This is a genomic window from Arthrobacter sedimenti (assembly GCF_042652025.1).
GTDB lineage: Bacteria > Actinomycetota > Actinomycetes > Actinomycetales > Micrococcaceae > Arthrobacter > Arthrobacter sedimenti.
The window spans coordinates 74,894-99,603 of record NZ_JBHSDQ010000008.1 but is presented as its reverse complement, the minus strand read 5'-3'; the positions used below and the strand labels follow the sequence as shown (position 1 = coordinate 99,603).

At 64.5% G+C, this 24,710-nt stretch carries 20 protein-coding genes; 15 read left to right on the top strand and 5 right to left on the bottom strand.

The genetic code is table 11. The features are described from left to right. The first annotated feature begins 105 nt into the window (after positions 1 to 105). The 8 genes from ACFO0G_RS16975 (at position 106) to ACFO0G_RS16940 (ending at position 11,208) form a co-directional block, all read left to right on the top strand. Positions 106 to 600, top strand: a complete 495-nt coding sequence (locus ACFO0G_RS16975) for a MarR family winged helix-turn-helix transcriptional regulator (protein WP_286402131.1) — start codon at positions 106 to 108, stop codon at positions 598 to 600. Beyond that, positions 593 to 2,803, top strand: a complete 2,211-nt coding sequence (locus ACFO0G_RS16970) for an MDR family MFS transporter (RefSeq protein WP_376979098.1) — start codon at positions 593 to 595, stop codon at positions 2,801 to 2,803. Before ACFO0G_RS16975 ends, ACFO0G_RS16970 begins: the two co-directional genes overlap by 8 nt. A 219-nt stretch (positions 2,804 to 3,022) precedes the next feature. After that, complete coding sequence (locus tag ACFO0G_RS16965; protein ID WP_286402136.1) at positions 3,023 to 4,756, top strand: ABC transporter ATP-binding protein; 1,734 nt, start codon at positions 3,023 to 3,025, stop codon at positions 4,754 to 4,756. Continuing rightward, complete coding sequence (locus ACFO0G_RS16960; RefSeq protein WP_376979096.1) at positions 4,753 to 6,816, top strand: ABC transporter ATP-binding protein; 2,064 nt, start codon at positions 4,753 to 4,755, stop codon at positions 6,814 to 6,816. Before ACFO0G_RS16965 ends, ACFO0G_RS16960 begins: the two co-directional genes overlap by 4 nt. Before the next feature lie 38 nt (positions 6,817 to 6,854). After that, positions 6,855 to 7,271: an acyl-CoA thioesterase gene (locus tag ACFO0G_RS16955; RefSeq protein ID WP_376979205.1), complete on the top strand. Its 417-nt coding sequence runs from the start codon at positions 6,855 to 6,857 to the stop codon at positions 7,269 to 7,271. 92 nt (positions 7,272 to 7,363) lie between these two features. Beyond that, positions 7,364 to 7,666: a PLD nuclease N-terminal domain-containing protein gene (locus ACFO0G_RS16950; RefSeq protein ID WP_376979094.1), complete on the top strand. Its 303-nt coding sequence runs from the start codon at positions 7,364 to 7,366 to the stop codon at positions 7,664 to 7,666. Positions 7,667 to 7,736: 70 nt separating this feature from the next. Further along, the gene (locus ACFO0G_RS16945; RefSeq protein ID WP_376979092.1) at positions 7,737 to 9,968 is read left to right on the top strand and encodes an McrB family protein; all 2,232 of its coding nucleotides are present in this window, start codon (positions 7,737 to 7,739) and stop codon (positions 9,966 to 9,968) included. Next, positions 9,955 to 11,208, top strand: coding sequence for a 5-methylcytosine restriction system specificity protein McrC (locus ACFO0G_RS16940; RefSeq protein WP_376979090.1), 1,254 nt, complete (start codon positions 9,955 to 9,957; stop codon positions 11,206 to 11,208). Before ACFO0G_RS16945 ends, ACFO0G_RS16940 begins: the two co-directional genes overlap by 14 nt. Before the next feature lie 30 nt (positions 11,209 to 11,238). Here ACFO0G_RS16940 and ACFO0G_RS16935 read toward each other — a convergent pair whose 3' ends face one another. Continuing rightward, positions 11,239 to 12,894: a sensor histidine kinase gene (locus ACFO0G_RS16935; protein WP_376979088.1), complete on the bottom strand. Its 1,656-nt coding sequence runs from the start codon at positions 12,892 to 12,894 to the stop codon at positions 11,239 to 11,241. A gap of 94 nt (positions 12,895 to 12,988) precedes the next feature. On the opposite strand from ACFO0G_RS16935, the gene ACFO0G_RS16930 reads away from it, so the two are divergent. After that, a complete protein-coding gene (locus tag ACFO0G_RS16930; RefSeq protein ID WP_286402151.1) occupies positions 12,989 to 13,753 on the top strand; it encodes a response regulator transcription factor in 765 nt (254 codons plus the stop codon). Here ACFO0G_RS16930 and ACFO0G_RS16925 read toward each other — a convergent pair. Further along, on the bottom strand, positions 13,726 to 14,136 hold the full coding sequence (locus ACFO0G_RS16925) for an Hpt domain-containing protein (RefSeq protein ID WP_286402153.1): 411 nt from the start codon (positions 14,134 to 14,136) through the stop codon (positions 13,726 to 13,728). The genes ACFO0G_RS16930 and ACFO0G_RS16925 overlap by 28 nt on opposite strands. 285 nt (positions 14,137 to 14,421) lie before the next feature. On the opposite strand from ACFO0G_RS16925, the gene ACFO0G_RS16920 reads away from it, so the two are divergent. Next, on the top strand, positions 14,422 to 15,591 hold the full coding sequence (locus ACFO0G_RS16920; RefSeq protein WP_417281463.1) for a glycosyl hydrolase: 1,170 nt from the start codon (positions 14,422 to 14,424) through the stop codon (positions 15,589 to 15,591). Between the two features lie 128 nt (positions 15,592 to 15,719). Here ACFO0G_RS16920 and ACFO0G_RS16915 read toward each other — a convergent pair whose 3' ends face one another. After that, positions 15,720 to 16,163, bottom strand: coding sequence for a very short patch repair endonuclease (locus tag ACFO0G_RS16915; protein ID WP_286402156.1), 444 nt, complete (start codon positions 16,161 to 16,163; stop codon positions 15,720 to 15,722). Between the two features lie 19 nt (positions 16,164 to 16,182). Continuing rightward, positions 16,183 to 16,617: a pyridoxamine 5'-phosphate oxidase family protein gene (locus ACFO0G_RS16910; RefSeq protein WP_142130942.1), complete on the bottom strand. Its 435-nt coding sequence runs from the start codon at positions 16,615 to 16,617 to the stop codon at positions 16,183 to 16,185. 189 nt (positions 16,618 to 16,806) lie between these two features. Between ACFO0G_RS16910 and ACFO0G_RS16905 the strand changes: the two genes are divergently transcribed. The 4 genes from ACFO0G_RS16905 (at position 16,807) to ACFO0G_RS16890 (ending at position 21,505) form a co-directional block, all read left to right on the top strand. Then, positions 16,807 to 18,534 (top strand): purine-cytosine permease family protein, encoded by a 1,728-nt coding sequence (locus ACFO0G_RS16905; RefSeq protein ID WP_376979085.1) that lies wholly within the window; start codon positions 16,807 to 16,809, stop codon positions 18,532 to 18,534. A 195-nt stretch (positions 18,535 to 18,729) separates the two neighbouring features. Beyond that, positions 18,730 to 19,404, top strand: a complete 675-nt coding sequence (locus tag ACFO0G_RS16900; RefSeq protein WP_376979083.1) for a DUF6318 family protein — start codon at positions 18,730 to 18,732, stop codon at positions 19,402 to 19,404. Between the two features lie 182 nt (positions 19,405 to 19,586). Further along, on the top strand, positions 19,587 to 20,324 hold the full coding sequence (locus tag ACFO0G_RS16895) for a hypothetical protein (RefSeq protein ID WP_376979081.1): 738 nt from the start codon (positions 19,587 to 19,589) through the stop codon (positions 20,322 to 20,324). A gap of 110 nt (positions 20,325 to 20,434) precedes the next feature. Continuing rightward, positions 20,435 to 21,505, top strand: a complete 1,071-nt coding sequence (locus ACFO0G_RS16890) for an alkene reductase (protein WP_376979079.1) — start codon at positions 20,435 to 20,437, stop codon at positions 21,503 to 21,505. Between the two features lie 236 nt (positions 21,506 to 21,741). Here the strand turns inward: ACFO0G_RS16890 and ACFO0G_RS16885 are convergent, their stop codons facing one another. Beyond that, the gene (locus tag ACFO0G_RS16885; protein ID WP_286404304.1) at positions 21,742 to 22,059 is read right to left on the bottom strand and encodes a hypothetical protein; all 318 of its coding nucleotides are present in this window, start codon (positions 22,057 to 22,059) and stop codon (positions 21,742 to 21,744) included. Between the two features lie 131 nt (positions 22,060 to 22,190). Here ACFO0G_RS16885 and ACFO0G_RS16880 point away from each other — a divergent pair, with 131 nt between their 5' ends. Beyond that, the gene (locus tag ACFO0G_RS16880; RefSeq protein WP_376979077.1) at positions 22,191 to 24,692 is read left to right on the top strand and encodes a Tex family protein; all 2,502 of its coding nucleotides are present in this window, start codon (positions 22,191 to 22,193) and stop codon (positions 24,690 to 24,692) included. Positions 24,693 to 24,710: the final 18 nt, after the last annotated feature.

The following is a 24,710-nucleotide window of genomic DNA, read 5'->3' as shown; positions in this document are numbered from 1 at the left end:
ACGTGGGGGCGCTTCTGTTTAACCTTCCTCCCGCACAAGTTCGTTTCCCTAAGCAACCTTTTTCTGATACAGTTGCTTGCAGCAACTAATTCTTTAGGGAGGATCATGTCTGTCGCACCGGCCACTGCAGCCGACCTCGTCAGCCACATCTATGACCTCCAGCGCGCACTGCGCTGCGTCACCATGATCAATATCAAAGGCCAGGACACCGGCATCGCCCTGCAGGGCGTGCTCAAGTTCATCGGCGAGGGGGAGACCCGGGCCGCGCACCTGGCTGAACGACTGGGGGTCAGTCCGCCGGTGCTCAGCCGGCACGTGGCCGAACTTGCGGACGCGGGCCTGGTGGTGCGCACCCAGGACCCGGATGATGGCCGGGCCCAACTGCTGGCGCTTTCCCCGCGCGGGAAGGAGAAGCTGGCAGAGCTGGTGCGGCACCGGGCCGAAACGCTGCAGGCCTACCTCTCCGACTGGAACGAGGATGACGCAGCCGCAACAGCCGCGATGCTGAACAAGCTCACCACATCCCTGAAGAATTCCATCCGGGCAAGGGCGGCCGGAACCACCAACGAACAGAAAACGCAGGAGTCCATTAATGGCTAACGTCACCGCCGCCGCGGACCAGGAGCAGGAGCGCCAGCGCCAGCGCACCGCTAAACAGGAGTCGCGGCAATCCAAACGCCACGAGCCCGGCGCGCCCATGAACCACCGGCAGATCATGGAGGCCCTGACCGGCCTTCTGGCTGCCTTCTTCACCGCGATCCTCAGCAGCACCATCGTGGCGAACGCGCTGCCCACCATCATGTCCGAGCTCAAGGGCACCCAGACGGACTTCGCGTGGGTCATCACGGCGGCGCTGCTGGCCAACGCAGCCACCACCCCTATCTGGGGCAAGCTCGCCGACCTCTTCGACAAGAAGTTCCTGGTCCAGCTGAGCATCGTGATCTTCGTTGCCGGCTCGGTCATGGCAGGCTTCTCCGAAAGCATCCCGTTCCTGCTTACGGCCCGCGTGATCCAGGGCATCGCCATGGGTGGCCTCACCGCCCTGGCCCAGGCCATCATCGGCTCCATCATTCCGCCGCGTGAACGCGGCAAGTACTCCGGCTACATGGGTGCCGTAATGGCTGTCGGCACCGCCGGCGGCCCGCTGCTCGGCGGCTTCATCGTGGACAGCGCACTTGGCTGGCGCTGGACGTTCTTCGTCTGCGTGCCGCTCGCCGTCGTCGCCCTGATCCTGCTCCAGATCACGCTGAAGGTTCCGCACATCAAACGCCCGGCCAAGATTGACTGGTTCGGTGCCATCCTGCTGACCAGCGGCGTGAGCCTGCTCCTGATCTGGGTTTCCTTCGCCGGCAACCCCGACTACTACGACTGGTGGTCCTGGCAGACCCTGGTGATGGTGGGCGGCGGCATCCTCCTGCTGGCACTGCTGGTGCTGGTGGAGTCCAAGGTCTCCGCACCGATCATCCCGCTCAAGATCATCTCCGAGCGCACCACCGCCCTGGCCATCGTCGCTTCCGTGGCCGTCGGCATCGCGATGTTCGGTTCCTCCACATTCCTGGGCCAGTACTACCAGGTGGCCCGTGGCGCCACGCCCACCGAGGCCGGCCTGCTCACCCTGCCCATGATCGCCGGCAACCTGGTCGGTTCGGTGGTCTCCGGCCAGCTCATCAGCCGCTACGGCAAGTGGAAGCGGTTCCTGATTGGCGGCAGCATCCTGCTGATCGGCGGCCTGGCGATGGCCGGAACCCTGACCCACACCACCGAACTCTGGCAGGCAGGCATCTACACCGCCGTCTTCGGCGTTGGCCTGGGCATGCTCATGCAGAACCTGGTCCTCGCCGTACAGAACACCGTCCGCGCCACGGACATCGGTTCGGCCAGTGCGTCGGTTGCCTTCTTCCGCTCCTTCGGCGGTGCCATCGGCGTGTCCGTCCTGGGTGCCGTTATGTCCAACCACGTCAAGGACCTTGCTACCGAGGGCCTTGCCAAGCTGGGCATCCAGGCTTCGGGCGACGGCGGCGGTGCCAGCCTGGACCTCAAGGACCTGCCAGCCCCGATCGCCGACGTCATGCGCGCCGCCTACGGTGATGCCACTGCCGCGATCTTCATGATCTCGGCCGTGGTGGCCGTTGTTGCCCTGATCGCCGTCATCTTCATCAAGGAGGTGCCGCTCCGCAAAACCGTGGACATCGCCCCCGAGAAGGCGCTTGAAGCCAACGCCGCCGGTGAAGCGGGCATGACCGCCACCATGACCGGGCAGCTGCCCATGGTCTCCAGTGGCGCTCCGGACCGGGACATCCCCGCAGGGCCGGGCATGGCCACGCGGAGTGCATCACGTGCAGGTTCCGCCCCCGCCAAAAGGTACGACGGCGGTGCTGCCGCTGCAGCGTCCGGTCGGGTAGCCACGGAGGATTTCGAGGAAGTCTTTGCGCGGAGCTTCAGCTCCGAAAACCTGGACCTGCGGTCCGCAGACAACGCGGAGAAGGTAGCCGACTCCATCGCCAGTGCCGCCGCCACCCTGCAGAAGCTGCAGGAAACCCAGCACCTGCTGGCCCGCCAGCAGGCAGCACTGGGCAACATGCTGCTGGACGTCCAGGAACAGCACCGTTCGCAGCAGGAGTTGGCTGCCAAGCAGGCCGCCACCGCGGCAGAGCTCAGCAGGCTGCAGCGCAAGCTCCTGAAGGAACGCAAAATCCAGGCAGCAGCCGCGCTCTACCTGGTCGGCCACGGCAGGCACAGCGCCGCCGCCCCGCTGGACGCACCGTCTGCCGGTGCCGGTTCTGAACCGGGCCAAGGACAGTAGCAGGGACGGCAGTTCGTCCCCGCCGCGGCTAAAGCCACGGCCACTTCGAAGCCGCAGCCCGCCTCCGGAAGACCTCCGGGAGCGGGCTGCGGCTTTTCTGTTGGCGGTACCCGCCTCGTGCTGCCCCGGCTCGATGCCCTTTTCAGCATGCTCGTCACCGGTGGAAAAGATGCCGACGAGGGGGCCCCAATGTCGGTGCCCATCACTAGAGTTGAGTCCATGCTCCTCACCCTCATTCGGCGCTACTCTAAACCGTATTTGCCGTACATCCTGGCTGTCGTCATTTTCCAGCTCGCTGCCACCATCGCTGCGCTGTACCTGCCCAGCCTGAACGCGCAGATCATCGACCAGGGCGTGGCACGCGGCGACACCGATTTCATCTGGCGCACCGGTGCGGTGATGCTCGTGGTGGCCTTCGCGCAGGTGGCCGCGGCTATCGCCGGCGTGTACTTCGGTTCCAGGACTGCCATGGCCGTGGGCCGGGACCTGCGCCATGCGGTGTTCCGCAAGGTCACCAGCTTCTCCGCCAAGGATGTCAACGCGTTCGGCGCGCCCACGCTGATCACCCGGGGCACCAACGATGTCCAGCAGGTGCAGATGCTCCTCCTCATGGGGCTGAACTTCATGGTGGCCACCCCCATCATGTGCATCGGCGGGATCATCATGGCGCTGCGCGAGGACATCAGCCTGTCCTGGCTGGTCTGGGTTTCCGTTCCCCTGCTGGCTGTGGTGGTGGGGTACCTGGTGGTCCGGCTCATGCCGCTGTTCCGGTCCATGCAGCGGAAAATCGACCGCATTAACGCGGTGCTACGCGAGCAGATCATCGGTATCCGTGTAGTCCGGGCCTTCGTGCGTGAGCCGTTTGAGACCGAACGGTTCGGCGTGGCCAACAAGGAACTGACGGACGTCTCGCTCCGCATCGGCGCACTGTTCGTCCTGATGTTCCCGGCCATCAGCATGATCCTGCACCTGTCCACGGCAGCGGTGCTCTGGTTTGGCGGTCAGCGGGTCGATGACGGCGCCATGCAGGTGGGCTCGCTGACCGCGTTCCTGCAGTACCTGCTGCAGATCCTGATGGCCGTCATGATGGGCACCTTCATGGCCATGATGATCCCGCGCGCCTCCGTCTGCGCAGACCGCATCGGCGAGGTGCTCGGCGTCGAACCCTCCATCCACGACCCCCGGCAGCCGCAGGCTCCGGCCGCGCTCACCGGGGTAGTGGAATACCGTAACGTCACCTTCGCCTACCCGGGCGCCGAGTCACCGGTGCTCAGCAACATCAGCTTCACCGCCCGTCCCGGGCAGACCATCGCCATCATCGGATCCACAGGTGCCGGCAAGACCTCCCTGCTGTCCCTCCTCCCGCGGCTGTATGACCCTGTGGAAGGGCAAGTGCTGCTGGATGGTGTCCCGGTGGACAAGCTGGACCGTGCCGAGATCACCAAGAGGGTTGCCCTGGTGCCACAGCGCCCCTATCTGTTCTCCGGCACCATCGAACACAACCTTCGGTTCGGCAAGACCGAGGCAACAGACCAGGAACTGTGGGATGCCCTCCGGGTGGCCCAGGGTGAGTCCTTTGTCCGCGAGAAGAAGAACGGGCTGGGCGCAAGGATTTCGCAGGGCGGCACCAACGTCTCAGGCGGTCAGCGCCAGCGACTCTGCATTGCGCGTGCGCTCGTGACAAAACCCCGCGTCTACCTCTTTGACGACTCGTTCTCCGCCCTGGACGTGGCCACTGATGCCAGGCTCCGTACGGCACTCAAGGGCATCACCAGGGATGCCACCGTCATCATTGTTGCCCAGCGGATCTCCACCATTACCGAGGCCGACCAGATTTTAGTGCTGGACAACGGACGCATCGTGGATCGTGGCACGCATGAGGAACTCCTGGAAACCTCGCCCACCTACCAGGAAATTGTCGAATCCCAGCTGAGTGTGGAGGAAGTGGCATGAGCCCCCGCAAGAAGGACTCCACCGCCGTTGAAGAGACAGCCCCGGAATCCGCAGTGACTGCCGGCGCCGGACTTGAGGACGACGACTTCCTTGAGGAGGAGTTCACCCCCTCCGAGGCGGACGGGGACATGTTTGGCGGCATGCCCGCCAAAAAAGCCGAGCACTTCTGGCCATCCGCCAAACGGCTCATGGGCCTGCTGAAGCCCGAAGCCTTGGGCATCTATGCCGTGGTGGGCCTGGTGGTGGTCTCCGTGGTCCTCAACGTCATTGCGCCCAAGATCCTTGGCCAGGCCATGGACGTCATCTTCGCCGGCGTGGTGGGAAAGCAGCTGCCCGCGGGAGCCAGCAAGGAGCAGTTCGTAGCCGGGCTTCGCCAGCAGGGCCAGGACAACTTCGCGGACATGGTGGCCCGCATGGAACTGGTGCCCGGTACCGGCATCAACTTCGACAAGCTCACCACCCTCATCGCCATCGTCCTTCTCATGTACTTCGTGGCAAACATCTTCATGTGGCTGCAGGGCTACGTCCTGAACCGCATCGTCATGAAGGTCATCCGCCGCCTGCGTGACGACACCGAGAACAAGCTCAACCGCCTGCCGCTGAACTACTTCGATACCCGGCAGCGCGGCGACGTGCTCTCCCGGGTGACCAACGATGTCGACAACATCCAGCAGGCTCTCCAGCAGGCGTTCGCGCAGCTGGTCAACTCCGTGCTCACCGTGCTGGGCATCGTCATCATGATGTTCATCGTCTCCTGGCAGCTTGCCCTGATCGCCCTGATCGCCCTTCCGCTCTCCGGGGTGGCCGCCGGCCTCATCGGAGCCCGGAGCCAGAAACTGTTCGCCGCCCAGTGGAAGAACACCGGTTCGCTGAACGGCCAGATCGAGGAGTCCTTCTCGGGGCACGACCTGGTCCGCGTCTTCGGCCGTGACGCGGACATGCTGGCACGGTTCGAGGAACGCAACGAGGCACTCTACAGGGCAAGCTTTGGCGCGCAGTTCGTCTCCGGGATCATCTTCCCCGTCATGCAGTTCGTGTCCTACCTCAGCTACGTGGGCATCGCGGTGGTGGGCGGCCTCCGCGTGGCATCGGGCGCCATGTCCCTGGGTGACGCCACAGCGTTCATCCAGTACTCCCGCGAGTTCACGCAGCCCCTGGGCCAGATGGCGGGCATGGCCAACATGCTCCAGTCCGGCGTAGCGTCCTCGGAGCGCGTTTTCGAGTTCCTGGACGCCGACGAACAGGACGCCGAAACCGCCACCGAACACCTTCCGGCCAAGACTGACGGCCACGTGGACTTCCGGAACGTGACCTTCAGCTACACCGCGGACAAGCCGCTGATCGAGAACCTGTCCTTCACGGCAGAGCCTGGCAACACCGTGGCGATCGTCGGGCCCACGGGGGCAGGCAAGACCACCCTGGTGAACCTGGTGATGCGCTTCTACGAGCTCAACTCGGGCTCCATCATGCTGGACGGCGTGGATGTCACCCACCTCAGCCGTTCCGAGCTGCGCTCCAAGGTGGGCATGGTGCTGCAGGACGCGTGGCTCTTCGGCGGGTCCATTTACGACAACATCCGCTACGGCAACCTCAACGCCACCGAAGAACAGGTCATCGCAGCTGCAAAGGCCACCTTCGTGGACCGTTTCGTCCGGGCCCTGCCGGAGGGCTACGACACGGTGATCGACGAGGAAGGCAACAACGTCAGCGCGGGTGAAAAGCAGCTGATCACTATCGCCCGCGCCTTCGTGGCCAACCCCTCGCTGCTGATCCTGGATGAGGCCACCAGCTCCGTGGACACCCGCACGGAACTGCTGGTGCAGAAAGCCATGGCGGCGCTGCGCTCGGACCGGACCAGCTTTGTGATCGCGCACCGGCTCTCCACCATCCGTGATGCCGATACGATCCTGGTCATGGAAAACGGACGAATCGTGGAACAAGGCAACCACCAGGTGCTGCTCGCCGCAGGCGGGGCCTACCACCGCCTCTACATGTCACAGTTCGCGGGTGCGGACGCCGGGGAAACGGCAGTTGATGATTCGACGGCGGTGCGCAGCTGAGCGTGCACGGTGGCCAGCGCATCGAGGTCCAGGTACCGATGCGCTGGGGCGACATGGACGCCTACGGCCACATCAACAACGTCCAGATCGTGCGGATGCTGGAGGAAGCGCGGATCGCAGCCTTCGGGCCACCACGGGGTGCGGGCCTGCCTGGCGTCGAGCCACCGGTGTCGCTGTTCAACGACGTCCCCGAGGGCACGCTTGCTTTGATCGTTGACCACAAGATCCGCTACGTCAGGACCCTGGAGTACCGCAACGTTCCGGCCGTAGTCCAGGTCTGGATCGGCGCCGTCAAGGGAGCCAGCTTTGACATCCACTACGTTGTCCAGGACCCCGTCACCGGGGAGGACTGCGTGCAGGCAAGCAGCCACCTGGCGTTCGTGGATGAAGCCACGGGCCGGGTGCAGCGGCTCACCCCGGAGCAAAAGGAGCGGATGGCTCCCTACAGGCACTAAGACTCTGGTCAGGGCTGCACGTAACGCTGGACTGTAGACACCTGACTGCAAACACCCGGCTGGAATCACGACCCACAGCGAAAGGAAGCCTGATGGCAAGGAACAAGAAGGCCCTGAACAAGAAGGCGCACGACATGAGCCGCAAGAACAAGATGCATGGTGGCAGGAAAAAGAAGACCTGGAAGGAGATGTCCCCGGCGGGGAAGGTGGGCACGATCGTCACTGCGATTATGCAGGTGTCCCTCCTGGTTGCCGCCCAGCGCGATATTTCGCGCAGGCCTGCTGAGCTGATCAACGGGCCGAAAGCTGCGTGGCGGGCAGCGTCCTTCGTCAATTTCGTGGGGCCCATGGGCTACTTCATCTTCGGAAGGAAGCACTCCGCCACCGGAAAATAGCCGATCTGGCGGTCCGGCGGTCCAGGCGGTGTGGAGCGGGCGCCCAGCTTGACCCTGTAAATTTGGGGGCATGACCCCCACTGCCACTGTTGCCATGACCCGCGCCCTCGGCATCTCCAAGGAGATCGAGGATGCGGCGTGGTTCGTCCTGGGGCCCGGCCTGCAGGGTAAGGCGTCACCCCTGGACGGCCGCACCAGGACGTGGTCCGTTCCGGCTGCCGCCGAGCTGCTTGACCGGCTGGAACGGGGCATCGCTGACTCCAAGGCGCCGATGATGACCAACCTCCGCGAGAACCTGGACGGTGCCACGCGCGGGGCCAAGCAGTTGGCCGTGGAGCTGCTCTTCCTGCAGTCCCTTCCGCTGGCACACGAGGTGAAGTCGCTGAAGGTCAAGCGCGCCCGGGTGGCGGAGGCCGCGGGATGGCTGGAGCCGCCGCTGGAACTGCCCGAAGAACTGTATGCCGGCATGACGGACCACGGCGTCATCCGCGACCGCACCGCCGAATTCAACTGGACCATCTGGGACCACCTCAAGTGGTTGTGCCGGTTCGTCCGCAACGTGGCCCAGCGGCCGGCCAGTGTGGTGCAGGCAGCCATCAAGGATCCGCTGCAGTTCCACCGCCTCGCCGCATCGACGCCCGATGACCAGCCCGCTATCCGCCGCAGCATCGAGTTCCTGGCCTGGCCCAGCTATTTCGAGCCGGTGGTGGCGGACGTGGAACGGCAGGAAATCCGGGACGCCTTCGCCTCCCTCGTGGGCGGTGCCAAGGGGGACAGCGAAGAGGACATCACGGCCGATATCCACCGCATCCGGCTGCACCTGGACGAACAGGCGGGCCAGCGGATCGACTGGTACTCCCGCCAGTTGGTTAGCCAGTGGCGCAAAGTGGGCGACCCCGGGCGGCGTGCCTGGCTGCTCCGGACGCACAGCGACCACGCCGAGCTCCTCACCACGTGGCACGGCGAGGAGAAGGTGACGCTCGACGTCGAACACCTCCGCCTGCTGGAACCCGGCGTTACCGCCGGCGTGGTGCAGCACGCGGTGGATGAGGACTACAAGCACCTCGGCTACGTGGAGCGCGAGGACACCAAGACCGCGGTGTTCGCCTTCCTCACCGTCATGAAGCCCGGGGACCTGGTGCTCTACCAGCATGCCGGAACGGTGCGGCTGGGCGGCGTGTTGGGGGAGCCCGAGTACAACGACGACAACCGCCGGCTGCGGCGCAAGGTGCGCTGGTTCGACGACGGGCACACCACCACCAGCCTTCCCCGTCACGTCCAGCGGCAGCTGGCCACGCCCGGCATCGTGGTGGATGCCACCCGGGTGGTGCAGGCGCTGCAGGCGCTGTTGCCCGCCGAAGCGGAAACCGAGCCCGACGCCGATGCTGACGGTGCCGCCGTCGTCCTCCCTGCCCAGGAGGGCTTCCGCCCGCTGACGCAGGAATTCGCCAACTCGCTGCATATGGAGCTGGAACCGCTGCAGGAGATCGCCGACCTGCTGGAGGAAAACCGGCAGCTGGTCCTCTACGGCCCGCCCGGCACCGGCAAGACCTACCTGGCCAAGCACCTCGCGGCCGAACTGGCTGACGACACGACTGACGAGCGCGTGAAGCTGGTCCAGTTCCACCCGTCCTACGCGTACGAGGACTTCTTCGAGGGCTACCGGCCGGACAAGACCGACGACGGGCAGGTGTCCTTCAAACTGGTGGCCGGCCCGCTGCGGCGCCTGGCAGAGGAAGCCGCCAAGCCCGGCAACGAAAAGAAGCCGTACTTCCTGATCATCGATGAGATGAACCGCGCCAACCTCGCCAAGGTGTTCGGCGAGCTGTACTTCCTGCTGGAATACCGGGACGACCGGATCTACCTGCAATACAGTCCCAACGAGCCGTTCACGCTGCCGGACAACCTGTACATCATCGGCACCATGAACACCGCGGACCGGTCGATTGCCATGATGGACGCTGCCATCCGCCGCCGGTTCTCCTTCATCGAACTGCACCCGCAGACCGAACCGGTCAAGGGTTCCCTGGCCCGGTTCCTGCAGGCCATGCAGCTTGATCCAACGCCGGCGCTGCTGCTGGATGAGCTGAACGGGGCCATCGATGAGTGGGACCGGGACCTGATGATCGGGCCTTCCTACTTCATGAAGCCGGCCGCCCAGACGCCCGCCGGCCTGCGCCGGATCTGGAAGTATGAGCTCATGCCCCTGCTGGAGGAGCACTACCACGGCCAGCTGACCCGGGCCCAGCTGGAGGAACGCTTCGGGCTGGATCAGCTGCTGGGACGCGTTGCAGCGCGCTGATCCCCGGCCGCCCGGCACTTCACGAGGCCCCGTGCGGCACCTGGTTCTCGACGAGCTCTCCGGCGGCCTCGTGGAGCGGCTGGATGCACCCAGTGCTTCTGCCCTGAACTCCAGCGGCCTGGCCAAAGCTTCCCCGATGGGCATGGGGCTGTACCGGATCGAGCCCGTGGGCAAGGTGGGCTCCGTTCGGACAGCCACGGTCCAGCTGGATGTCCGGCCCAAGGACCGGCTGGGACTGAGCAGGCTCCTGTTCCTGCTCAGCTACGCGGGGGAGCAGGGCTTCCGGCCGGAGCTGGTGGCGGCCAGCGAGGACCGGGACCTGTGGAGCGCGCTGGCCGAGTCGCTGGCCCAACTGGCCGAACGGGCCCTGGGCCGCGGGGTCCTGCAGGGCTACCTCACCGTGGATGAGTCCCTGCGGACCGTCAAGGGGCGGATCCGGATATCGGACCAGATCTCGCGCCGCCCGGGGATGCTGGTTCCCCTGGAGGTCTCCTACGACGAGTTCACCGAGGACATCGTTGAAAACCGGATCCTGCGCGCCGCGCTGGAACGCATGGGGCAGGTGCCCGGGGTGCGGCCCGAGGTGCTGGGCAGGCTGCGCCAGCTGAGGGGAAAGCTCGACGGCGTCACGCGCCTTCCAGCCGGCGCCCCGGTGCCGCCCTGGAAGCCCACCAGGATGAACCTGCGCTACCAGGCAGTGCTGCGCCTGGCCGACCTGATCCTGCGGAACGCGTCCGCGGAAGCCGGTGAGGGCAGGCAGCAGACGGCCTCGTTCGTGGTGGACATGGCGCAGGTGTTCGAGGACTTCGTGGGAACCGCACTGCGCAGTGCCATGGCGGCCTATCCCGGCGAGCTCAGGCTGCGGTACAACGCCCTCCTCAGCGAGGCCGTGCGGGATTCCGACCGACTGTCCGTCAGGCCGGATGCGGTCCACCTGTTGGGCGGGCGCCCCGTGGTGGCCTACAACGCCAAGTACCGGGCGGCCTCGGACGCGGGTGCGTCCCTGACAGCCGACCATTACCAGATGCTGGCGCACTGCACCGCGCTCGCCGTGCCCACCGCCTGGCTGGTCTACGCAGGCCAGGGCGAAGTGAAACTCCGCCGCATCCTGAACACCGACATCGACATCGTGGAGTTTCCGCTGGACCTCAGCCAGCCTCCGTCGGCCATCCTTGCCTCAGTCCAGGAGCTCGCCCGCCAGTCGTGGGGCGAAGTGGTCCGTCAAGCCCGGCACGGCTGACGCGCCCGGCCGCCCGCCGTCGTCGTCCTTTCAGACCGGCACGCGGAAGGTGAACGTCGTTCCCTTGCCCAGCGTGCTCTCGACATCGATGGTGCCGCCATGCGCTTCGACAATGGCCTTGCTGATGGGCAGCCCCAGGCCCACGCCGGGAATGGCAGTGCGCCGGACGCTGCTGGTGCGGAAGAACTTGGCGAAAACCTCTGACGCGTCCTCCGGAGTCATGCCCATCCCGGTATCCGTGACGCGGCAGGCCACGTGCCCGTTCTCCCGCGCCAGCGATACCACCACCTCGCCCCCGTCCGGTGAGTACTTGATGGCGTTGGACACCAGGTTGTCCAGGACCTGCGAGATGCGCGCGCTGTCCACGTGGGCCTCCAGCTGCTCCGGGGTTTCTGCCCGCAGCTCGACGCCCGCTGCGGCCGCCCGGGGCATCGCGGATGACACGCTGCTCCGGACAAGGTCGGCGACATCCACGGTGTGCGGCGTGACGATCAGTTGGCCGTTCCGGCTGGACAGCAGGTCCGATACCAAGGTCAGGAGCCGCTCGGAATTGCGGCGGATGATTTCCAGCATTTCGCGCTGCGGCTCGTCCGGTTCGTCGGCGAGCAGGATTTCCACGTAACCGAGGATGGAGGTCAGCGGGGTGCGGAATTCATGGGAGACGCTGGAAACGAAGTCGTCCTTGGCGGTGAGCGCGTTCACCAGGTCCGTGACGTCGCTGAAGACGATCACCGAGCCGGTGAACTTGCCGTCGGAGTCCTTCATGGCGCGCGCCGTGGTCACCAGTGCCCGCTGATCGTTTCCCTCACCGAGCCACACCAGGTAGTCGGTGAAGGTTTCGCCCAGGACGGCGCGCCGCACGGGACGCTCCTGAACGGGGATCAGGGTCTTTCGGTCCGCCCCGTAGACCAACAGCTGCGACTCGTTGGGATCCGCAATATTTTTGGGCCGGGCCAGCTCGTGGTTGGCGCGCTGCTTGCGGTTCATCAGGACGTCGTGGCCGTCGGCGTCCACTGCCAGGACGCCCAGATGCACGGTGTCCAGGATGGTGTTGAGCAGCGATTCCTGGCGCTTGCTGGTGCGCAGGTTGGCCCGCAGTTGCTCGTCCTTGTCCTCCAACTGCTGCTGCTGGCGCATCATGCTCAATGTCAGGACGCTGACCGACACTCCAATGCCCAGCATCATGACGGGCAGCAGCAGGGACCGGGCAAAGTCCTGCGGGGTGAAGTTGCCCTTCAGGAACAGCGGAACCCAGATGATCGCCAGCGGTGCCAGGAAGGACAGCCACAGGGCAGTGCGTGGGTAGTACCCGGAGGCGCAAAGCCAGATGACCGGAAACACCGCCAGCAGGCTGATCCCGGTGAGGCTTTCCTGGCCGCCTTCCCTGCCCGCCGAGATGGAGACGAAATCCAGTAAGGGGATGGCCAGGAAGCTGGTGTAGGGCAGCCGTTCCCAGGGAATGACGTAGCACAGCACCATGATGGCCAGCTGAGAAACGAGGAACGCGACGAACAGGGGGTTGCTCATGGTGACCGGGAAGAATGCCCACATCAGCAGGGCCGTCAGGATAGTGGTCACGAACAGCGGCATCTGGCTCATGGCCACGCGGTCGGTCAGCCGGTATTCATGGAAGGGCCGCTTGAAGAAACGCAGCCGTCCGGAGGACCAAGCCGGGGGGTTGCTCATGGCGCGGAGGACGCGGACGTCGGGCTGTGCGAGACCATACCAGCAGGATATCCGCAGCCAGCTATACTTCTGACGTTGGCACTGAGGGGGCTCTATGAGTGAGGCACGTGTGGGTCTGGTCATCGAGGATGACCACGATATTCGGGAACTGGTTCGCACTGTGCTGACCCAGGCTGGGTTTGACGTCACTGTCGCCAGCGGCGGCGCCGAGGGCGTCCTGATGGCCAAGAGCCTGAATCCGGATGTCATTACGCTGGACCTGGGCTTGCCGGATATTGATGGCTTTGAGGTTTCCCGGCAGATCCGCGAATTTTCGGACGCTTACATCGTGATGCTCACGGCGCGGACAGAAGAACTGGACACCCTCATCGGGCTGGAATCCGGCGCGGACGACTACCTCACCAAGCCCTTCCGCCCGCGGGAGCTGAGGGCGCGGGTTGCTGCCATGATGCGCCGGCCGCGGTCCGTTCCCGATCCCGGCGACGTCGCCGTTGATGCTTCCCCGGACAGCGCTGCGCACCCGGAGCGTGGAAACTTCAGCCACAACGGCCTGGAACTCAGCTACGCCTCACGCACCGTCACCGTTGACGGCAAAGAGATGAACCTGACGCGCACGGAGTTCGAGCTGCTGTACGCGCTCCTGGAAGCGGGGCGGACAGTCCGGACCAAGTCCGACCTGGTGCGGCGGCTCCGCGATGAGGATTACGACGTCGGCAGCTACATCAGCGAGGCCGACGAACGGTCCGTGGAGGTCCACATGGGAAACCTGCGCAAGAAACTGGGTGACTCGCCGCAGCAGCCGCGGTGGCTGCAGACAGTCCGCGGCGTGGGCTACCGTTTGGCGCCGGGGCAGCACTGAGCCTGCAGCCGGTGCATGGTTTGCCTGCTGCACTGGGTGATGGGCCGCAGGTAGGTTGCGGCCAGCCTGGGCAACGCCACCGCCATATCAGCTTGGCGCGCCTCGGCACGGATCTCGTTTTCCAGTTCCAGGGCCAGTCCCGCCAGGCGTTCGGCCCCAACCATTTGGCTTGACGTCTTCAGGCTCAGGACCGCGTCCATGGAGCCCTCCAGGTCACCGGTGGTCAGGGCAAGCCGCAGCCGGCCCAGCCGTTGCGGCAGGTAGTCGATGAAATTGCCGACGAAGACCCGGCTGTAGCCTTCTTCCTCCTCGAGTTCATCCCGAAGCCGGTCCAGGACGGACTGGTCCACCAGCGGCCTTGGCGCATCATCCGACGTGCTCATGACACTCCTTTCTGCTGGATTTGGGGACCTCGAAAACCGGGTGTTTGAGCGGGGGATCTTGTTCTGTTTCAGGTTAGGACCGTTCCTGCGACCTCGCAGAAGACTCGGGAAGAATTGTGGTTTTCTTGATGGGACTGCGGTTTCTGGGCCATAAAATCGATGCCAGTGCTTTTTGGCATTGACGTCATCAGCGGCCATAGCCGCCTTTCAATCTGGGGATAGATTGCCGTGTTCCGAACACTCAGGACCTTATTTGTCGCGCTCATAATCGGGGCCGGGCTGGCTTTGTCCATCGTCCAGCCGGCCAGCGCAGCCACCACACCGCAAATCACGCTCAATCCTGGTTCCGGCCCGGCCGGCTCCGCGGTCACGGTCACCGGAACCGGGTTCAAAGCCGCCACCACTGGCACTGTGATTGTGGGTTCCACCACTTTCGCGTTCCAAACCACATCGACCGGCGCTTTCAGTACCGGCATCACCATTCCGGCGGCATCCACCGGAAACCTCACCATCACTGCCAAGACATCGTCCATCAAGGCGTCAGCCACGTTCGTGGTCCAAGCGGCTCCTGCGCCTGCGCCGGCACCAACCATCAGTTCCGCCCCCTTACGCTTCGGGGTGGCAACGCCCGGGGGACCCATGGCCAGTACTGAGCTGGACGAGGTGGCCACCGTGGCAGGGGAGGTCCCGTCCGTGGTGATGAGCTACAAGGACTTCCTGCAGGCCCCGCCGATCAGCGAGTTGGACGCTGTCCGTTCGCGCGGCGCCACACCCCTTGTCACGTGGGAGCCGTGGGCATGGGGAGGCGGCGTGGACCAGCCCGCCTATTCGCTGTCCCGGATTACTGCAGGGGACTTCGACGGGTACATCAGCCAGTGGGGCCAGTCCCTGGCGGCCTGGGGCAAGCCGGTCATGCTGCGCTTCGCCCACGAAATGAACGGCAACTGGTATCCGTGGGCCGAAGGCGTTAACGGCAACCAGTCGGGAGAATACGTGGCAGCCTGGCGGCACGTGCACGACGTTGTTGCCGCCACGGGCGCCAGCAACGTCCAATGGGTCTGGTCGCCGAACGTGCCTTACTGGGGATCGACTGACCTGGCCGGCTTGTACCCCGGCGCAGGCTACGTGGATGTCGTGGCCCTGGACGGCTACAACTGGGGCACCTCGCAAACCTGGAGCAGCTGGGTTTCCCCGGTGGACCTCTTTGCCCCCGGCATCTCCCAGCTCCGCGCCCTGGCGCCCGGCAAGCCGGTCCTGATCGCCGAGACAGCGTCCAGCGAGATGGGTGGTTCCAAAGCATCCTGGAACACGGACCTGGTGTCCTACCTGGCTGCCCAGCCGGACGTGATGGGGTTCGTCTGGTTCCACATGCAGAAGGAAACAGACTGGCGCATCAACAGCAGCGACTCGTCGGCGTCAGCCTTCAAGTCCGCACTGCTGGCACGGAGAAGCTAGGGGATAGGGGATAGCTGCTCCGAAGCCGTCAGTGGTGGGCTGCCTGATCGCGGCAACCCGTCCATTTTGTCCGTTCAGGATCAAGGACGGTGGCGGAATCAGCTAAAGATTGCCTCAAGATTCATCTGTCAGGCGCCGGCTTCGAGGAAGTGGACCAACTGGGACTCGAGGGCTGAACGATCCTTCAGCTCACACTCCCAAACGGTCAACACTTCCCAGCCGGCGTCTTCCAGTTGGCGGCGCTGGCCGGCGTCGCGCTCGCGGGTCCGGGTGCGCTTCGCAACCCAGAACTCCGCGTTGGCTTTCGGTGCGTGCAAACCCACTCTGCAGTCGTGGAAATGCCAGAAGCAGCCGTTCACAAAGATCACCTTGTGCCGCCCGGCGAAGACGAGATCCGGGTTGCCCGGCAGTTTGGTGCCGCCGGACCTGCCATGCAGGCGGTAGCGGTAGCCCTTGGCGTGCAGGATCCGGCGCACCAGCAGTTCGGGCTTGGTGTTCTTGCCGCGGATCCGGGACATGTTCCAGCTGCGCTGCTCGGGAGTGAGCTTGTCTGCAGTGGGCTTGTCCGCCATTCCTCCAGTCTAGGAGGCCTTAGATCTCCCGTTCCGGTTGTTCGCCGAACACGAAGTGGCGGCCGCTGACTGACTTCGGCTCGATCTCCACGTAAAAGTCCTTCAGGGTGGGAACCCAGGTCTTCAGTCCAAGTTCCTCGATGGCCGCAAGCTCAGCCGAATTGCTGAGGACCCGTGCCGTCCCGCGGAGGATCACGGACCACGCCTCCTGCGACAGGATGCCATCGGTTTCGAACAGCACTTTGGAGTTGATGGTCAGCTGCGCAAGCTTGTTTCCCGGAGCAGTGCGCAGGTAGACCTTCCGGTTCGAGGTCACATAGTTCACAGGGAAGATATCCGGTTCTCCCGCCACCGAGACCACCAGCCGCCCGTGCTGCGTCGCCGCCAGAAGACGCCACGATTGCTCATCATCGAGTTCCAGGACGGGATTGCCGTCCGCGTGTTCAAACATCATGCCGCCATTCTTCTACCTCAAGTAGAAATGCGCCAGAGGCTTTGTACCCGCAATTCTCGCGCCTTTTGTGACAGCTCCGTCAATGCTTAACAGGCCGGAAACAGGCCTGTGACGCCGTTGTCTTTCCAGCTGGATAGCGTCGCACCTAGGGCCATGGCGGCTGAATGCGAAAAGAAAGCGACGCACCCAATGGGCAATGACACAGACAGAACGCAACTGCTGGAACCGGCGGCACCTGCTGATGCCGCCGTCGTCGGACGTTCTCCGGCGATTTCGACGGCGGGCAACAGCGCGGCACTGAACGCCACCAAGGAAAGCCTCGAGGATTACACTCTCCGGTTCGCGCCGCGCTCCTACCGCAAGTGGAGCGCCGGGGTGGTGGCCACCAGCGCGCTGGGCGGCATCGCCTACCTGGCGGACTTCTCGATCGGCGCCAACATCGGGATCTCGTACGGCACGGTCAACGCACTGCTGGGAATCCTGGTGGCCGCCGTCGTCATCTTCGCGACGGGCTTTCCCTTGGCCTACTACGCTGCCCGCTTCAACATCGACCTGGACCTGATCACCCGTGGTTCCGGCTTCGGCTACTACGGCTCGGTGGTCACCAACGTCATCTTTGCCACCTTCACTTTCATCTTCTTCGCGCTGGAAGGCTCCATCATGGCGCAGGGGCTGGAGCTGGGGCTGGGGATCCCGCAGTGGCTGGGGTATGCCGCGTCCACCGTGATCATCATCCCGCTGGTGATTTACGGGATGAACACGCTGGCCAAACTGCAGGTCTGGACCACTCCGCTGTGGCTGCTCCTGATGGTGGTACCGGTGGGTTACCTGCTGGTCTCGCACCCGGAGAGCATCGACAGCTTCTTTGCCTATACCGGGGCGACCGGCGATGGCGGGCCCAACCTCGCATCCGTGATGCTCGCCGCCGGCGTGTGCCTGTCCCTGATGGCGCAGATTGCCGAGCAGATCGACTACCTTCGCTTTATGCCGCCGCGCACTGATGCGAACCGTGGCGCTTGGTGGAGGGCCGTGATCCTGGCGGGCCCTGGCTGGGTGATCTTCGGTGCCATCAAGCAGATCGTGGGCTTGTTCATCGCCATCTACCTGATCGCTTTGTTGGACCCCGCCGCCTCTGCCACCGCCAACGAGCCGGTGCACCAGTTCCTGGGCGTGTACCAGGAGATGATGCCGGCCTGGCTGGCCATGACGCTGGCGGTGGTGTTGGTGGTCATTTCGCAGATCAAGATCAACGTCACCAACGCTTACTCCGGCTCGCTGGCCTGGACCAACTCCTTCACGCGCATCACCAAGACATACCCGGGACGCATGGTGTTCGTGGTGGTCAACCTGCTGATCGCGCTGGTCCTGATGGAAGCCAACATGTTCGACTTCCTCAACACTATCCTTGGCTTCTATGCCAACTGCGCCATGGCCTGGGTGGTCACCGTGGCCTCCGATATCGCCATCAACAAGTACGTTTTGAAGATCTCTCCCAAGGTGCCGGAGTTCCGGCGAGGCATGCTGTACGCAGTGAACCCGGTGGGGTTTGTTTCCATGCTGGCGTCCGCGGGGGTTTCCATCGCCGTTTTCTTCGGGGCGTTCGGTGCCGCCATCCAGCCCTACTCGCCGATTTTCGCAGTTGGCCTGGCGCTCGTGCTGCCGCCGGTCCTGGCCGTGCTGACCCGCGGGCGGTTTTACCTTCGGCGCTTTGACGACGGGATCGACCTGCCGATGTTCGACGCCGACGGGAACCCCAGCGACGTTAAGCTCCTCTGCCACGTGACCGGCTTGGAGTTCGAGCGTCCGGACATGGTGCGTTCGGCACAAGACGCGCCCGACGGCGGCCCGCAGTATGTTTCTTCGCTCGCCTTATCCACCGATAAGACAGGGGAGTTGGTGCTGCCCGCCCAGAAGTAGGGGTTTTTGACTGGGGAAGCCGGTGCACGTTGGTGCGCCGGCTTTCTTTGTGACTTCGTTTGTCGGATTGCTGGTGGTAGACAATGCATGGGATTTAGGCCTGTGGATAACTATCCCGTCGAATTGTGACGTGGGCTAACCTTAAGTCACTGTCCGGAGCAAGCCGTCTTGAAACTATTGGGGGAATAGCGGCCCATGACATCGCAGAACTTCCTTTCGACTCGCGCATTTGTTTCGTCACGCATCGTGAGGGCAGGTGCGGCCGGCCTTGTTGTTGGCCTTGCGCTTGCTTTGTCTGGCTGCAACTCGGGCGATTCTCCTGGTCCCGGTGGCACTTCTTCTCCAGTGGCCGCCGAGACGCCCACGGCCAGCGCCACGGTCACCCCCACCCTAACTCCGAGTGCTGTCTACAAGCCCGCCGACGCGTCCAGACCCGCCCAAAACGTCCCGGTCCCCGTGCTTCCCGAGGTGGCGAAGACGGAGACGAAGGAAGGGGCGGAAGCATTTGTTCGCTATTGGTACGAGAGTTTGAGCTACAGCTACGAAACAGGGGATACAAAAGTCCTCGAAAAGCTCAGCAGTCCCGGATGTGTCTTTTGTAGCGGTCTGCGGGACGGGATAGCGGAAGCCTGGAGCGAAGGCCGTTGGATATCGGGTGGCAAGATTGAGACTCCAGCGATCACAGCAACAGTCGAGACGGCAGCTGAACCATATGCCGTGGTTCAAGTTATTCAGTCAATAATCGAGATTAGAAAGCCGGACGGTACTCTGCTGCAAAAGCCGACGCCTGCCACCAATACTGGCAGTCGAGCCGGGCTGACTTTCGGACCATCAGGCTGGACCATGACAGACCTCGGCTTGATCCGGTAATCGAGATGAAGGCTCCAGAACTCAAGATTCTGACTGTGGCTTTGCTCGTCCTTATCCTCACTCCCACACTCGCCTATGCCGACGTAGCAGTTGGTTACGAGGATAGGGGAGTGGCTGTTGGTGCTGATCAGTGGGTGAAGGATTTGGATACAGGGAAACTTGTTCGCGCTGAACCTGGCACCGTGAGCACCGACCCCAACGAGTACAAGTACGAACTCCAATGCCACCTCGGCGGAGGCGACTTCGACACTCCTTGCCTTGCCCGCCAGCTCGACTGCAAGGACCGGGAGGACGGCGCCAAGGGCATCCCGGTCATGTGGCTGTCCCGGCCTCGAGGCGTGCCGGGCGCGGTTTGGGCACATCATTCGGGGCCAACCTGCCTTTACGACCCCAAGCCCGAGGACCTCCTGCCCCGCATCGCCGCAGATATCCAGCGGCAGTTCCACAACCTTCCGGTAAACGCCGGGAAAGTGGTGGCGCAGCCCAGTCCCAACACTCTCCGCGGCGCCGAGACGAACTTCTACGCGGAAGCGGTCGAGCAGCAATTCGACATCACCATGTTCGGCCAAAAAGTCCATGTGGTGGCAACGCCCGTGCAGTACACGTGGAACTACGGTGACGGCACGGTCTTCGGCCCCCAATCGTCGATGGGAGGGGCCCTGCCGCAGGACCGCTGGGGCGAAAAGACCCGGACCAGCCACGCCTACGCATCAACCGGGGACTTCCAGGTGGTCATGACCACGACCTTCCAAGGCACATATTCGGTGAACGCCGGCCCGCCGCTGCCGATCCCCGGGCAGGGCCAGTTCAATGCGCCCCCGCAAACCATCAGCGTCTGGCGCTCGCTCACCCGAAATTACGCGGACGACTGCAACACCAATCCGCAGGGCCAGGGCTGCCCGGGTGCCGGGATGCGCTAAGTTCAGACAGGACTGTGATCCCAGTCGCATCCGGGAAGGTGCTGGAATAGTTGCACGCGCCCCACAGTTGGCAAAGGCAGTACGTCTTCAGCCTTCGAAAGGAACTGCGCATGCTGTTTTCCCCGCTCACCCTCGGCGAACTTGAACTTCCCAACCGCTTGGTGATGGCCCCGCTGACCCGCCTTCGTGCCGGTGAGAAGGGCATCCCGGGCCCGCTCCTCGTCGAGCACTACCGCCAGCGCGCTTCACTGGGCCTCATCGTCAGCGAGGGCACCTACCCCACGCCCGCGGGGCAGGCTTACCCGGGACAGCCTGGGATTGTCACGCCGGAACAGGTGGCCGGGTGGAAGAAGGTCACTGACGCGGTCCACGCCGAAGGCGGCCACATGTTCGCCCAGATCATGCATGGCGGCCGGGTTTCCCACTCAGACATCACCGGTGGCTTGCCAATCGTCGGCCCCAGCGCCGTAGCCATTGACGGCGATGTCCGGACACCTGCGGGCAAGCAGCCGTACCCGGTGCCGCACGCCCTGACCACCGACGAGCTTCCCTTGGTCATCCAGGAAATCGTCAACGCTTCCTTGAATGCCATCGAGGCAGGGTTCGACGGCGTGGAGCTGCATTCGGCCAACGGCTACCTCCTGCACGAATTCCTGGCGCCGAATTCAAACATCCGGACGGACAGCTACGGCGGATCCCCGGAAAACCGCGCACGCTTCGTGATCGAAACCGTCAACGCGGTGGTAGCAGCCCTTGGCGCGAACCGGGTGGGCCTGCGGATTTCCCCCGAGCACAACGTCCAGGGCATCGCCGAGACCGACGCCGCTGATGTCCGCGCCACCTACGAAGTCCTCGTGGACAGCATCGCGCCGCTCAACCTGGCATACCTGAGCATCCTGCACCACGAACCCACCGGTGAACTTGTCCAGGATCTCCGTACTCGCTTCGGCGGCACCTTCCTGGTCAACACCGGCTTCGGCGTCATCACCACCCGGGAAGAAGCCGTGAACCTGGTGGCCGAGGGTCATGCCGACGCCGTAGTTGTGGGCCGGCCCGCGATCGCCAACCCGGACCTTGCCCGCCGCTGGAAGGAAAGCCTTCCGCTCAACGAGCCCAACCCGTCCACGTTCTACGCGGAAGGCGCTACCGGCTACACGGACTACCCGATGTACCAGGGCTAAAAGCGCCCCGCCGGCATTCCTGGACCAAACGACGACGACGGCGGCACCCATCTTGGGTGCCGCCGTCGTTGGCTGTCTGGGGTGCTGGTCCCGGGCAGCGGCGCCGGAGGCCATCCGACGACCTCCGGCTGAAGACTTATGTGGCCCGCCGGACTCCATCGGAAGCCGGCGGTGATCAGATGCTACTCCAACGAATGGACTCTTACCAGAGCCATTTTCGGGGCCGGCTAACCCGCCTAAAGTACAGCTTCCCGGCCAGTGCCTTCCTTCATCAGAAGCCGCCCGTCCTCGATGGATACCAGCACGCTCTTGGGTTTGCCGCTGACCTTGGTGATCGCCTTCAGCCCCCGGTTGGTGACCTCCACTCCGACTTGGGCGCCTTTGGCTGGCAACTCCACCGATACCTCGGATGCTATGCCGAGTAATGGATTCGTTGAGATGCCCAGATCCCTGCGCACCTCCTTGCCGTTGACAGTCACGGTGATGTTGGCCTCGTCGAACCCCTCCTGGAAAACAACAAGCAGTTCCCGCATGATGGCCTCTTCCTCGAGCATCGGCACCAGTAACGGCATGTCCACTACAGCACTTCGCAGGCCCCAACGGAATACCCTCTGCCAACCCCGCGATATTCACATGAACACACCCTCCGGTGGAGCCCGGAAGGCCGGTAAGGCAAGATGTTCTGGTGACTCAACTGCCTGCACCTTCCCCTGTTTCCGCACTTTCCCACGCGTCAGGGGAGGACGCCGTCTTTGCCCAGATCGCCGCCGAGCTAGGGGTCAAGGCATGGCAGATCAAGGCGGCTGTTGACCTGCTCGACGGCGGCTCCACGGTTCCATTCATCGCCAGGTACCGTAAGGAAGCCACCGGGACGCTGGACGACACCCAGCTCCGGAACCTCGACGAGCGGCTCCGCTACCTCCGCGAGCTGGCGGACCGCCGTCGTGCCGTCCTTGAGGCGGTTGAAGCGCAAGGGCAGCTGACACCGGAACTGCGCAAGGCAATCCTGGCTGCGGATACCAAGTCACGGCTCGAGGACATCTACCTGCCCTTCAAGTCCAAGCGCCGGACCAAGGCCCAGATCGCCCGTGAGGCCGGCCTGGAGCCCCTCGCGGACACCCTGCTGAAGCGGCCGGACCTGGACCCCGAACGCGAAGCCGCCAAGTACCTCAACAATGAGCACTCCATCGGTGACGCAGCCGCGGCCTTGGCAGGCGCCCGCGCCATCCTGGTGGAGCGGGTGGCCCAGGATCCGGATCTCGCGGCGAACCTGCGGGACCGGATGTGGACGCAGGGCCGGATGGTGTCGCGCGTCAAGAAGGGCAAGGAGGCGGAAGGGCAGAAGTTCGCCGACTACTTCGAGTTCGCGCAGGCGCCGGAGCGGATGCCTTCGCACCGGGTGCTGGCGCTGTTCCGCGGGGAGAAGGATGGCGTCCTTGAGTTGGACCTCGCCGAAGCAGATCCGGCGGACGACGCCGCCCTTACCGCCGCCCGTGCCCGCTATGAGTCCGCGGTGGCCAGGTTCCTCGGCGTCGCCGACCGCGGCCGTCCCGCCGACGCCTGGCTGATGCAAACAGCCCAGGTGGCCTGGCGCTCCCGTGTGCTGGCCCGCCTCACCTCCGACCTCCGCGCCAGGTTGTTCGCGGCGGCGGAGGACGAAGCGGTACGGGTGTTCGCCGCCAACCTTCGTGACGTGCTGCTGGCCGCCCCGGCCGGAAACCGCGCCACCCTTGGCCTGGACCCCGGGCTGCGCACCGGTGTGAAGGTCGCCATGGTTGACGGCACCGGAAAGGTGGTGGCCACTGACACGGTCTACCCGCATGCTCCTGCCCGCAAGTGGGACGAAGCCCTGGCCACCCTGGTGCACTTGGCGCGGCAGCACGCCGTCGAACTTGTGGCCATCGGGAACGGGACGGCATCGCGCGAGACGGACAAACTGGCTGCCGAACTGATCAAGCAGCTGCCGGAGGTGGACCGGAAACCGCAGAAACTGGTGGTGTCCGAGGCCGGTGCCTCCGTCTACTCCGCATCGGCGCTCGCCGCCGCCGAACTGCCGGGAATGGACGTTTCCCTGCGCGGCGCCGTTTCCATTGCACGCCGCCTGCAGGATCCTCTCGCCGAACTCGTCAAGATCGATCCAAAGTCCATCGGCGTGGGCCAATACCAGCACGACGTCACAGCGTCGAAACTGGACCGGAGCCTTGATGCGGTGGTGGAGGACTGCGTGAACGCCGTGGGGGTGGACGTCAACACCGCGTCGCCCGCGCTGTTGAGCCGGGTGGCCGGCGTCGGGCCCCTGCTGAGCGAAAACATCGTGGCCTATCGGAACGAACATGGCCCCTTCAACAAGCGGACCGACCTCAAGAAGGTGCCGCGGTTGGGCGCCAAGGCATTCGAGCAATGCGCTGGCTTCCTTCGAATCACCGGGGGAGCCGAGCCACTCGATGCGTCCAGCGTGCACCCGGAGGCGTACGCGGTGGCGCGGAAGATTCGCGCGGCTGCCGGGTCAGCGCCGGTGTCCTCATTGGACCCGCAGAAGTTCGTGGACGACACCTTCGGCCTTCCCACGGTCCAGGACATCCTCGTTGAGCTGGACAAACCGGGCCGGGACCCCCGGCCCGCCTTTGCTGCCGCCACCTTCTCTGAGGGGATTGAAAAGATCTCCGACCTGAGGCCGGGCATGATCCTTGAAGGGACGGTGACCAACGTTGCGGCGTTCGGCGCCTTCGTGGATGTCGGCGTCCACCAAGACGGATTGGTGCACGTCTCTGCCCTGGCCAACCGCTTCGTGTCCGATCCGCGCGAGGTGGTCAAGTCCGGCCAGGTGGTCCGCGTGAAGGTCCTGGAGGCTGACCCGGAGCGGAAACGGATTTCATTGACCTTGAGGCTCGACGACGAACCAGCCGGCGGTGGTGCAGGTTCCGGGCGGCGCGCAGGACATGGCGTTGCAGGACCTGGCGGTGCAGGAAAACCTGGGGCGGGACAGAACGGTGCCGGACAGGACCGGCAAGGCAACCGCGGGGGAGCAGGTAGCCAAAAGGTTGAGCGGGCCGGACGCCAGGACCGGCAACAGCAAGGCAATCAGTCTCCGCGTTCCGCCGGCGGTAATAACCGTGCAACCCCGAAACCCCAACCCACTAACACTGCAATGGCCGAGGCTTTGAGGAAGGCCGGGTTGGGCAAGTAGCTCCCCGGGGACTTTGGC